This window comes from Micromonospora sp. ATCC 39149 (assembly GCF_000158815.1).
In the GTDB taxonomy this organism is placed as follows: Bacteria; Actinomycetota; Actinomycetes; order Mycobacteriales; family Micromonosporaceae; genus Micromonospora.
This window is the reverse complement of sequence record NZ_GG657738.1, coordinates 1899755-1910618: the sequence shown is the minus strand read 5'-3', so window position 1 is coordinate 1910618 and position 10864 is coordinate 1899755. Positions and strand designations below refer to the sequence as shown.

Here is a 10864-nt window from a genome sequence, read left to right as displayed (position 1 = left end):
GTGGCCGGCCCGCTACGAACCGTGGGTCAGAGCGTGCTGCCGTTGGTGCCCGTGCCGGACGGCTTGGTCCGGGCCGGGCCGCTGCTCGTGGTCGAGCCCGTCGAGCCGGTGCTGGCCGGGCCGCTGCCCGTCTTCGCGCCGACCGTCGCCGGGGTGCCCGCGAACGGCTTGTCGGCGGCGGTCAGCTCGTGCTTGCCGCTGTCACCGCCGTTGCTGCTCAGCTTCTCACCGAGCCTGGACTGGCTCAGCTTGTCCTTGCCCTCGCTGTAGAGCCGGTTGGCCTGGGCCTGCGCGACGCCGGCCGCCTCCTGGACGGTCGGGTGGTCGAGCACCTTGCGGCCCCGGACGACCAACTCCTCGTACTTCTCCCGGCCGGCACGGGCGCCCAGGACGAATCCCGCAGCCAGCCCGCCAAGAAACATGATCTTTCCGCGCATGGCGGCTCCTTCCGTACCTGACGCGCCGTCGCCTCCCCGGGGCGGACCCCGTGGGCGACGAGCATCTCGCGCCTACGTCCTCTGTCGGCAGCTAACTACCCATCCTCCTCCGCGCTCATGCCTGGTTGTGCCCGGATGACGAATTGTCTGGTTGTTGGGCGCTTCGGATGTCCCCGGTCCGGGTGGGCCCCGCGTCGCAACCCGCTGGACCAAACCCCGGGGGAGTCCTGTACTCTTGTGCCGTCGCCGCGGGCGTCGGAGAGATCCGATCCCGGGTGACAAGCGGTCCCCCGTAGCTCAATTGGCAGAGCAGCCGGCTGTTAACCGGCAGGTTTTTGGTTCGAGTCCAAACGGGGGAGCTCGCAGCGAGAGGGCCCGTCGGCTGATGCCGGCGGGCCCTCTCGCTGTGCCTGTGGCGCAAGGAAGGGCCCCTTGTTAACGCCTCCGGTAGAAAAGGGCCCACTTCTCACCGCCCGGCCCCGGCCAGCGCGACGGTGCGGCGCGACCGGGGGCCGGGGCGAGGGCGATGGTGGGGGCATCAGGCGTTTTCGGCCCACCTGGACGCGCCCGGCCGGCAGGATGGTCGATGTCGACTTGGACTCCCACTGCGTCGAGTGGTGCGTCGATTCAAGAGCTGGGTGGGCGGGATGGCCGGAAGACGGGGCGGCATTTCCACGCTGGTTGCGGCGCTGGTCGTGATCGGCTGGCTGGCTGTCGGCGGGGTGGCCGGGCCGTACGCCGGGAAGCTGGGGGACGTCGCCACCAACGACAACGCCTCCTTCCTGCCCGCCGAGGCCGAGGCCACCCGGGGGCAGGACCTGGCCGCCGAGTTCGTCGACCGGCAGACCACCCCGGCGCTCGTCGTCTACGCGCGTACCACCGGCATCACCGACGCCGACCGGCAACGGGTCGCCACCGACGCCGCCCGGTTCGCCCGGGTCCCCGGCGTCGTCGCGCCGCTCCCGCCGCCCGTGCCCAGCCAGGACGGCCAAGCCCTTCAGGCGGTCGTGCCCATCGACGAGGCAGCGGGCGAACGGCTCGGGGAGGTCGTCGACGAACTGCGCGCCATCGCCGGCGGCGACCGGGACGGGCTCACCGTGGACGTCGCCGGACCCGCCGGACTGCTCGCCGACCTCATCGAGGTCTTCGGCGCCATCGACGGGCCGCTGCTGCTGGTCACCCTCAGCGTCGTGTTGCTCATCCTGCTGATCGTCTACCGCAGCCCGGTGCTGTGGATCTTCCCGCTGCTCGCCGCCGGGATGTCGTACGCCCTGGCGTCGGTCTTCGTCTACCTCCTCGCCGACCACGACGTGATCAAGCTCAACGGACAGGCGCAGGGCATCCTCACCGTGCTCGTCTTCGGCGCCGGCACCGACTACGCGCTGCTGCTCATCGCCCGGTACCGGGAGGAGCTGCACCGGCACGAGCCACCCTGGGACGCGATGCGGGCCGCCTGGCGGGGAGCCGCCCCGGCGATCATCGCCTCCGGTGGCACCGTCATCGTCAGCCTGCTCTGCCTGCTGCTGTCCAGCCTCAACTCCAACCGGGCGCTTGGTCCGGTCGCGGCCATCGGCATCGCCGCCACCCTGCTGGTCATGCTGACCTTCCTGCCCGCCCTGCTGGTGCTCGGCGGACGCTGGGCGTTCTGGCCGCGCCGGCCCGCCGTCGACCAGGCCGACCCGCAGACCGAACACGGCCTCTGGAGCCGGATCGCCGGTTTCGTCGCCCGCCGGGCCCGGGTCGTCTGGCTCGCCACCGCCGCCGGCCTGGCCGTGCTCACCATCGGCCTGACCCAGCTCGGCATCACCACCCTCGGCCAGACCGACCTGTTCACCCAGCGCACCGACTCCGTCGCCGGCCAGGACGTGATCGCTCGCCACTACCCGGCCGGCACCGGCAGCCCGGCCACCATCTTCACCAGCCAGCAGACCGCCCGCCAGGTCGCCGAAATGGCCCAGCGGGTGCCCGGCGTCGCCGCGGTCCGCCCGGTCACCGAGCGGAGCCAGACGGGCCCACCCGACCCGAACGCCCCGCCGAAGGTGGTCGACGGCCGGGTCCAGATCGAGGCCACCCTGGCTGACCCGCCCGACAGCGACGGCGCGGAGCGGACCATCCGCGACCTCCGCGAGGCCGTCCACGGCGTACCCGGCTCGGACGCGGTGGTCGGCGGGTTCACGGCGATCAACGTGGACATCTCCGACGCGTCCGCGAGGGACCGCAGCGTGATCATCCCCGTGGTGCTGCTGGTGATCGCCGTCATCCTGGCCCTGCTGCTGCGCGCACTGCTCGCCCCGCTGCTGCTCATCGCGACCGTGGTGCTGTCGTTCCTCGCCACGCTCGGGCTGTGCGCGCTGATCTTCCGGCACCTGCTCGACTACCCCGGCGTCGACCAGTCGTTCCCCCTGTTCGCGTTCGTCTTCCTGGTCGCCCTCGGCATCGACTACAACATCTTCCTGATGAGCCGGGTGCGCGAGGAGTCGGTGCACCGGGGTACGCGCCCCGGCGTGCTCACCGCCCTCTCCTCACCGGCGGCGTCATCACCTCGGCCGGTATCGGCGCCCACACGTTCTCCGCGCTCGCCGTGCTGCCTCTGGTCGTCCTCGTCGAGCTGGGCGTCGCCGTCGCCGTCGGGGTCCTGCTCGACACCATCGTCGTCCGCTCGCTGCTGGTGCCCGCCCTGTCGTACGACATCGGGCTGCGGATCTGGTGGCCCAGCCGGCTGGGCCGCACAGACCGGGAGGCGGGCGACGCCCGCTGAAACCGACGTCGTCATCGTCGGCGACGGCCCCGCAGGGCTCGCTGCTGCGGCTGTTCCTGCCCGGCGTGTTCGTCGACCGGGAACTGGAAACTTCCAGCGATGTGCTGACGATGATGCGCGCTCGTTCGCCGGGGGACGGTTCGGGGTGCCGGCGCGGGGAACGGGTGCGCTGCCCCGGGGCCATCGCCGAGCCGCTGCCCGCCGGCCTGAGGCCATCGCGTACGGCTGCGTGCTGTTATCCTCACGTTGCCCATCGTGCTGGATCACGGTGGGGTGTCCGGCCGACGACGCTGCTTCGTGCTGGCCGGTGATCCACCGGGCGGGTTACGATCCGGCGCGGTAGCGGGGCGGTAGCTCAGCGGGTTAGAGCAGGGGACTCATAATCCCTCGGTCACGGGTTCGAGTCCCGTCCGCCCCACTTGTTGATCTTGGCAGGTCGGAGCCCCTTCAGGGGGGAGCTGTCCGACTTCCGGTCCCGCCGGATCGATCGCGAACATTGGCTGGAGCGTCGGATCACCAAGGACGACGTCGGGATCGTCGCCTGCCGTTACCACTACGTTGACCGGTAGCGGACTGGACATGGCCCCCGACCTAGAAGCATTTGCGACGATCGAATCGATTTGTAGCGATAGTCTCCGGGTGCTCCACGGCACCTGGACGGCCCACGAGTGCCCACACCCGGGCGGGGTGGCCCCGCTGCGCCACCTCCATCGGAGGGCGGCGCGTCCGCCCGCGGTCAGGCGGGCCGGGCCGGGCCGTGCAGCCCCACCAGACCGGGCACGGCGGCCCGGCCGAGCTCACCGCCGGCGGCGGGATCGTGCCAGGCTACTGCGGCGTTCTGGCCCACGTAGAGGCGGCTGCCGTCGGGGCTGAGGATCAGACCGGTGACCGGGTCACGGACTGGCCGCTCGGCGGTCACGGCAAGGTCGGCGAGGTCCACGGTCCGCACGCCGGCGCCGGCACCGAGGAACAGCCGCTCCCTGTCGGCGGCCGCGTACGCCGGGCCGGTGGCACCGGCGAGCTTCGCCGTGTGGCGTACGGTCAGGTCCTCGGTGGTGATCTCGGCGACGGTGCCAGAGGTGACGTCGACGATGTACAAGCGGCCGCCGTCCGGGGTGATCGCCATGGCGTGACCGTCCGGGGCGGCCTCCCCGAACGGGTGCGGCAGATCCACGCAGTACGCCCACCGCTGTTCGAGGTGCAGGGTGTGCACGAAGGCGTGCACGTCGCTGCCCGGCCGCCCGCTGATCCGGTCCCGGGTGTGCTGGTGGTCGGGCTGGTGGGTGTAGAGCGTGTAGAGCACGGTGCGGTTCGGGGCGAGCACAGCCTGCCGTCCGTCGCCGCGCATCTCCTCCTCCGTGCCGGCCGGGATCGGCCCCTTGTCGCGAGTGAAAAGTGGGCCAGGGACGCCGGTGGTGAGGTCGACGACGCGGACCCGGTATCGGTCTGGCGAGTCCGGCGGCAGCCATTCCAGGACGAAGAGCCCGGCGAGGTCGTGCGTGAACGCCTCCGGGACGAAGTTGCCCGGTAGCCGCAGCCGTTGCCGGACGCCACCGGCGTCAGCGATCAGCACGGGGGTCACGTCGCGCCCGGCGGGACGTTCCTTGGTCGCGCTCACCTCCTCGGTGGTCAGCGCCACCCTCGTGCCATCGGCGGAGACGGTCTGCGGCACCCAGCGGCCCGGCAGACTGACCCGCTCGGAGGTGGCGCCCCGGCCGGCGTCGATCCGCCAGAGGGCGGTGTCGGCACCGTCGGGGGCGCTCGCGTACACCAGCCGTCCGTCGGCGGTGACAACCCCGTGCGGGATCGTCTGCCGGTCGGCGCCGCGCAGCACGCCGAGGCCGCCGTCGACCTCGACGAGCAGCGGGTCCGGGAGCAGGATGGCGGCGGCCGGGCTGGTGGCCGGGTCGCAGCCGGCCAGGGTGGCGACTCCCGCGCCGGCCAGGGTGGTCAGCAGGGTACGCCGCGAGATCGTCGTATTCGCCATCATGACCCGGTGACACCGCCGGGCCGGCCGGGGTTCCATCGCCCGGGCATGGAACCCGGACGGTGCGGTCGGTGTCAGGAAAGTGATCCCCACCGGAGGTTGCACTGGACGACGAGGAGTTCGTCACCCGCGCTCAGGCAGGTGACCTGAAGGCTTACGAATTGCTGGTCGCCCGGCACACCGCGTCCGCGCACCGGACCGCGGTGCTGCTCGGCGCGGGTTCGGATGCGGAGGACGTCATCCAGGAGGCGTTCGTGAAGGGGTACCGGAAGCTCTCCCGCTACCGCGGCGAGTCGTCGTTCCGTGCCTGGCTGCTGGCGATCGTGGCGAACGAGACCCGCAATCTGCACCGGTCGCGGGACCGGCGCTACGGGTTGATGCTGCGGGCCGCGCGGGTGGAGCCGCACCCAGAGGTAGCCGAGGACAACGCCGTTGGCGCGGTCCTCGCCGGGGAGCGCCGTGCCGCGCTGGTACGGGCCCTGCGGTCGTTGCCGGCCAGGGACCGGGGAGTGATCGTCTGCCGGTACTTCCTCGATCTCAGCGAGGAAGAGACGGTCACCATGCTGGGCTGGCCCCGGGGCACGGTGAAGTCACGGACGTCCCGGGCGCTGGCCAAGCTTCGCGGCCTGCTCGCGGTCGAGGAGGTCAGCCGTGGATGATCTGGAGCGGGAACTGCGGGAGCTGTCCAGGTGGCTGGAGACACCCTCGCCGCCCGACGTGACGGCACAGGTCCGCGCCCGGTTGACCGCCGTCACCGCGAGCGCTCCGGCCGTCCGTAAGCGCCGATGGCGCTGGCGGTACGCGGTCGCGGCGACGCTGGCCGCGCTGCTGGTCGCGGTGCTACCACCGGGGCGGACCGCGCTCGCCGACGCGGCGGCGGGTCTGCTGCGCTTCGCCGGTATCACGATCAGCACGTCACCGACGCCCGTGCTGCCGGCCGGCTCCCCGTCGCCGCTGCCCGCGCAGCGGGCGGCCGGGCTGGACGAGGCGCAGCGGGCCGTACGGTTCCCGATCCGGGTGCCGGCGAAGCTGGGCCCGCCCGAGCAGGTGCTGGTGGCCGATCCGGACGGCGCGGGCAACCACCGGGTGGCGACCCTGCTCTACCGCCGGGGCGCGTTGCGCTTGGACGCCTTCGACGGTCAGCTCGACCCGGTCTTCTTCAAGGAAGCCGGCGGGCCGGGGGCGGAGTGGACTCAGGTCGGCGGGAGGCAGGCCGTCTGGATCGGCGGCCCGCACTCGGTGTCCTACATGGATCGTGACGGCGTGGTACGCCAGGAGAGCGCCCGGCTCGCCGGGGCGACCCTGGTCTGGGAAGGCGCGGGGGTGACCTACCGCTTGGAGGGCGAGCTGACCATGGCGGAGGCCGTCGAGATCGCCGCCTCGCTGGAGTGACGGGGCTCGACGCGTGCGAGGGGTCAGGATAGAACCGGAGAGAAGCTACACTGTCAACGACGGACCCTGCATGCGGCGGTCGCCCCGGCACGGCACCCATGGGTACGCCAGTCTGGTCATGCTGGTGCACGCCGCCACCGTACGGCCTGCTGAACCGCTGCCACGCGGACCGAGAGCGGGCCTGCCGGGAACTTCGAAGTGCACGGTTGTCCAGAAGCAAGCCGAGAACTGGGCTCGATCGGCGCGGTGCCAACGGCAGGCTATCCCCACCACAGCGCCTCGCGTCGAGGGCGAGAAGGCCAGGTCGGGATGCCGGCTTTGGTCGGCCATAATTCTGACCGGTCATCAAGCTGGCCGACATGGAGACCATCCCGATCACCGAAGCCGTCGCGGGAGGACTTCGCAGCTGGCGACACGTTCTCGATGGACGAGGTCCGCGCCGAGCTGGAGCGACGTCGAAGCAGGGCGGCCTGATGCCCCCTGTAGGCAAGCGGGTGGACGACCGCACCGACGAACCGCCCAGCCCATACACAGTGCTGTTCTCCCGACAGGCTCGCCGTAATCTCCACGAGGACCTGCCGTTGGAGGTGGCGATCGCCGCGACGGAGACCATCCAGCCCGCGATCGCAGTCAACCCCTACGGGGTTGGCAAGCCACTCGACGAGCCCTTCGACGGCTTTCACTCCGCTCGCCGCGGGCATACCGGATCATCTACCGGATCAGCGAGGCCAAGCGAGTCGTGGAGATCCACTCGATTCGCCACCGCCGCAACGCCTACCGCTCGTAGGCACACCCCGAGCCGGGGTCCCGGCGACGGCCGCCACGGCATCCGACGACGCTCGTCGGGTGCCGCCCCGGCTCTGCGAACTGGGCACATGCAGTGGCAGCGGCTCCCCGGCGACGGTCAGGGCGTGATTCGCATGGTGGTACCTCCGGCCCACTCCATGACTTGATCTCGCTGTTGACGTGCGTTTTTGCGGTTCGGATGGCACGAACGTGCGTCCTGATCCGGCGCCCTTCGCCACAGCCGGCATGAACGACTGCGCTGACGGCAGGTGACAAATGGCGGGTGTTCCCACAGGGAACACCCGCCATTGCCCTGCCGGCGCTCGATCCCTGCCGGTCAGCACGGGGGAACCAGCGTGGACCGCGCCGCCAGGATCAGCGCGGCGCGGTCTCCAACCTGCGCCCCCATCGGCGCTACGCCCGGCGTGTCCGTACGGCAGCAACCGGCACAACGGGCCCTTGAGCTGCCCGAATGCGGTTCGGGTCGTGCCACATCCGGGCCACGGAAGAGGCCACTGGGTGGGCGATGCTGTAGGACCCGTGCCCTGTAGGGCTCGTCTCGAGGCTGGCGATCGTGTACGTGCGCCAGTCGACGACGGCGCAAGTGCGGTTCGACAATGAGGTGCGACGGGTCAGCGGTTGGGGAAGAACTGGGCGCTCTGGACGTACTCCATCGCCTTTACGAACTCGGGATCGTTGAGCCGCTGATTCAACTCCTGCTCGGTGGGCTCCGCCACGCGCTGGTGGATCCACCACAGGTGGCCGAACGGGTCGCGGAAACGGCTGACCCGGTCGCCCCAGAACAGTTCGGTCGGCTCGGTGACAACGGTCGCGCCGCGTTCGGCGGCCCGGCGCAGTACCTCGGCGTCGTCGGCGACGTAGAGACGCAGGAAGGCCGGTGTCCGCGGCCATTCCGGCTTGTCGAACATCATGACGACCGAGTCCCCAATGCGGACCTCGGCATGGCCGATCACCCCGCCAACACCCACCCGAGATAGCTCGGTGGCGTCGAAGACGCCGACGACGAAGTCGATCAACTGGGCCGTGTTTCCCGGAGAGATCATCCACGGGGTCACGGTGTGGTAGCCGTCGGGCACGACCTTCATCGCTCGTCTCCTCGTTCCGGTGCACTGTCTGCGCACCACCACAGACCACGCTAGATTCGATGTAGGTCGGGATCGGTCCTATATCATCGGGCACTATGGGAAGGTGAACGAGACGTCGGCCCGCCTGCTGCGCCTGTTGTCCCTGCTCCAGACGCCCCGGGAATGGCCGGGCAGCGAAATCGCCGAGCGGCTCCAGGTGACCCCACGCACCGTGCGCCGCGACATCGAGCGGCTCCGTGACCTCGGCTATCCGGTCCAGGCCGCCATGGGCGTCCACGGCGGGTACCGGCTCGTGGCGGGCAAGGCGATGCCGCCGCTGCTGCTCGATGACGAGGAGGCGGTGGCCATCGCCGTCGGTCTGCGCACGGCGGCGCGGCAGCCGGTCGCCGGCATCGCCGAGGCGTCGCTGCGGGCGCTGGCCAAGCTGCAACAGGTGCTGCCGCCCAGGCTGGGCCGCCGCGTCAGCGCGCTCACCGCAGCCGCACTGCCGACGCCCACGGCTTGGGCCTCGCTGGTCGACCCCACGCAGCTGACTGTCCTCGCCGCCGCAGCCTCGGCCAACGAACGGGTCCGGTTCGACTACCGCAATCACGAGGGCGCCGCCACCCAACGGCTCGTCGAACCACACCGGCTGGTCGTGGTCGGCCGTCGCTGGTATCTGCTCGCCTACGACGCCGAGCGCGCCGACTGGCGAACCTTCCGCATCGACCGCATCGACAACGCCCAGACCACCGGGACCCGGGTACCGCCGCGCCAACCACCAGCCGACGACCCGGCCGAGTTCGTCACCACCCGGCTCTACGACCGGGCTCCGGTCTGCCGGGCAAAGGTGACCCTCGCCCTGCCCGCCCCGCAGGCAGCGACCCGATTGGGCGACTACACCGGCGAGCTGGAGCCCGTCGACGATTCATCGTGTCGATGGCACAGCCCGGACGACACCATCGACTGGCTCGCCGTCCGGCTGACCCTGCTCGGCTGCGACTTCACCGTCCACGAACCGGTCGAACTGGTCGAGCACCTGCGTCAGCTCGGCAGCCGCATCACCCGCGCCGTAGCAACCAGCACCTGAGGCGGCCATCTGGATCGCTCCAAGCTGCCCGGTGCCCTTGCGACGCCAGCAGGGTACCCGCTGAGATTCCGTCGACAGGGCGCTCCGGCCCGGTTGGAGCGCCCTGTCGCGTACCGGCCAAAGTGGCACCAGGACCGGCTCAGCCGGCGGCCGGCTCCCGGGTGTCGGCCGGTACGACCAGGGGCGCTCCGGTGACCGGGTCGGGGACGACCTGGTTCGGCATCCCGAAGACCTCGGCGACGAGTGCGGTGCCCACCGTCGAGGCGGGATGGCCCTCGGCCACGATCCGGCCGTCGCGCATCGCCACGAGATGGGTGGCGTACCGGGCCGCGTGGTTGAGGTCGTGCAGCACGGCCACGACGGTGCGGCCCTGGGTTACCAAACGGTGCAGCACGTTGAGCACGTCGATCTGGTGAGCCACGTCCAGGTAGGTGGTGGGCTCGTCGAGCAGGACGAGGGGCGTCTCCTGGGCCAGCACCATGGCGATCCAGGCCCGCTGTCGTTGGCCGCCGGAGAGTTCGTCGGCTCGACGGTCGGCCAGGTCGGCCGTGCCGGTCGAGGCCAGGGCCGCCTCGACGGCCGCCTCGTCGGCCCGGGAGAAGCGGCGTAGCACCCGCTGGTGGGCGTAGCGGCCCGGGCTCCGCCCCGCAACCGGACTTCGACCGAGTGGCCGGCGGTCACGTCGTCGAGGGCGGCGGCATCCGCTGCGACACCCGCCTCCAGCAGGACCGTCGCCCGCACTTGCGACCCCAGGCTGGGCAGGATGCCCCGCACCGCCGGTACGCTGTCTCGTCCGCCGCGATCAGCACCCGCGCCGCCGGCCCCGGCTCCCACTGCACGCCGTACCCGGGCTGGCCGGCCTGAATGTGCGGACCCGACAGGAGCAGGCGGTCGCCCGGTCGGGCCGCCGCCGCCCAGCCGCTTGCCGGACCGTGCGGCTGGTGCAGGTAGAAGTCCAGGTCCAACTCACCCGCCGCCGGTCGTGTCCGGTACGCGGTGTAGCTGCGCAGCCATGGACGCTCGCGGTCGGGGACGGACTGCCACTCGCGCCGCCACCCCTGCTCGGGCAGCCCCGCCCGCAGCCCGGCCGGGTAGTCGCCGGTGACCGGAAGCATGATCTTGATGCGCTGGTCGAGCTGGTGCGGGGCCAGATCCCGCAGTCGTTCGTCGCCGAGCGTGACGCGGACGAACCCGGGTGACAGCCGCCGGGTCGCCGTCACGGTTGTCTCGAACAGGATGTTTGGCGAGTTGCGGAAAGCAGACATGCCGGGAGAGGTTAGCGAGCCCTGCCTGGCCTGCTCGCCGCCCCAGGGCGGGTGGCGTTGGTCG

The 10864-nt window shown here is 71.3% G+C and carries 8 protein-coding genes, 2 tRNA genes and 5 pseudogenes; 10 read left to right on the top strand and 5 right to left on the bottom strand.

All coding sequences use genetic code 11. The features are described from left to right. Positions 1-26 precede the first annotated feature (26 nt). Positions 27-437: a hypothetical protein gene (locus MCAG_RS07795; RefSeq protein WP_007072417.1), complete on the bottom strand. Its 411-nt coding sequence runs from the start codon at positions 435-437 to the stop codon at positions 27-29. A 286-nt stretch (positions 438-723) separates the two neighbouring features. Between MCAG_RS07795 and MCAG_RS07790 the strand changes: the two genes are divergently transcribed. The 5 genes and pseudogenes from MCAG_RS07790 (at position 724) to MCAG_RS30550 (ending at position 3764) form a co-directional block, all read left to right on the top strand. Beyond that, positions 724-796 (top strand) — tRNA-Asn (locus MCAG_RS07790). A 288-nt stretch (positions 797-1084) separates the two neighbouring features. Continuing rightward, a pseudogene (locus MCAG_RS07785) lies at positions 1085-3195 on the top strand (MMPL family transporter). Positions 3196-3236: 41 nt separating this feature from the next. Further along, positions 3237-3404: pseudogene (locus MCAG_RS34560) on the top strand (amine oxidase); the annotation flags it as partial. A 135-nt stretch (positions 3405-3539) separates the two neighbouring features. Continuing rightward, positions 3540-3613, top strand: a tRNA-Ile gene (locus MCAG_RS07780). Between the two features lies 1 nt (position 3614). Next, on the top strand, positions 3615-3764 hold the full coding sequence (locus MCAG_RS30550) for a type II toxin-antitoxin system YoeB family toxin (RefSeq protein ID WP_083802223.1): 150 nt from the start codon (positions 3615-3617) through the stop codon (positions 3762-3764). 167 nt (positions 3765-3931) lie between these two features. On the opposite strand, the gene MCAG_RS07775 is transcribed toward MCAG_RS30550, so the two are convergent. After that, positions 3932-5182, bottom strand: coding sequence for a YncE family protein (locus tag MCAG_RS07775; RefSeq protein WP_157548441.1), 1251 nt, complete (start codon positions 5180-5182; stop codon positions 3932-3934). 161 nt (positions 5183-5343) lie between these two features. Here MCAG_RS07775 and MCAG_RS07770 point away from each other — a divergent pair, with 161 nt between their 5' ends. The 4 genes and pseudogenes from MCAG_RS07770 to MCAG_RS36160 all read left to right on the top strand — a co-directional run. Next, entirely contained in the window at positions 5344-5841 is a 498-nt protein-coding gene (locus MCAG_RS07770; RefSeq protein ID WP_232290108.1) for an RNA polymerase sigma factor, read from the top strand. Next, positions 5834-6574 carry a hypothetical protein gene (locus MCAG_RS07765; protein WP_007072413.1) on the top strand — a complete coding sequence of 247 codons (741 nt, stop codon included), beginning with the start codon at positions 5834-5836 and terminating at the stop codon, positions 6572-6574. The genes MCAG_RS07770 and MCAG_RS07765 overlap by 8 nt, the downstream gene beginning before the upstream one ends. 381 nt (positions 6575-6955) lie before the next feature. Next, positions 6956-7048 (top strand): annotated as a pseudogene (locus tag MCAG_RS36165) (prevent-host-death family protein); the annotation flags it as partial. 193 nt (positions 7049-7241) lie between these two features. Beyond that, positions 7242-7361 (top strand): annotated as a pseudogene (locus MCAG_RS36160) (type II toxin-antitoxin system RelE/ParE family toxin); the annotation flags it as partial. Positions 7362-7992: 631 nt separating this feature from the next. On the opposite strand, the gene MCAG_RS07760 reads toward MCAG_RS36160, so the two are convergent. After that, positions 7993-8466: a VOC family protein gene (locus MCAG_RS07760; RefSeq protein ID WP_007072411.1), complete on the bottom strand. Its 474-nt coding sequence runs from the start codon at positions 8464-8466 to the stop codon at positions 7993-7995. Between the two features lie 103 nt (positions 8467-8569). Here MCAG_RS07760 and MCAG_RS07755 point away from each other — a divergent pair, with 103 nt between their 5' ends. Continuing rightward, positions 8570-9535: a YafY family protein gene (locus tag MCAG_RS07755; protein WP_007072410.1), complete on the top strand. Its 966-nt coding sequence runs from the start codon at positions 8570-8572 to the stop codon at positions 9533-9535. A gap of 139 nt (positions 9536-9674) precedes the next feature. Here the strand turns inward: MCAG_RS07755 and MCAG_RS07750 are convergent. Continuing rightward, positions 9675-10232, bottom strand: a pseudogene (locus tag MCAG_RS07750) (ABC transporter ATP-binding protein); the annotation flags it as partial. Next, complete coding sequence (locus tag MCAG_RS07745; RefSeq protein WP_007072408.1) at positions 10213-10800, bottom strand: siderophore-interacting protein; 588 nt, start codon at positions 10798-10800, stop codon at positions 10213-10215. The gene MCAG_RS07745 and the pseudogene MCAG_RS07750, both read right to left, overlap by 20 nt. Positions 10801-10864 lie beyond the last annotated feature (64 nt).

Bases quoted from the DNA above. Each gene is read 5' to 3' on its own strand.
- MCAG_RS07795 (WP_007072417.1), bottom strand. From the start codon at position 437: ATGCGCGGAAAGATCATGTTTCTTGGCGGGCTGGCTGCGGGATTCGTC.
- MCAG_RS07775 (WP_157548441.1), bottom strand. From the start codon at position 5,182: ATGGCGAATACGACGATCTCGCGGCGTACCCTGCTGACCACCCTGGCC.
- MCAG_RS07760 (WP_007072411.1), bottom strand. From the start codon at position 8,466: ATGAAGGTCGTGCCCGACGGCTACCACACCGTGACCCCGTGGATGATC.
- MCAG_RS07745 (WP_007072408.1), bottom strand. From the start codon at position 10,800: ATGTCTGCTTTCCGCAACTCGCCAAACATCCTGTTCGAGACAACCGTG.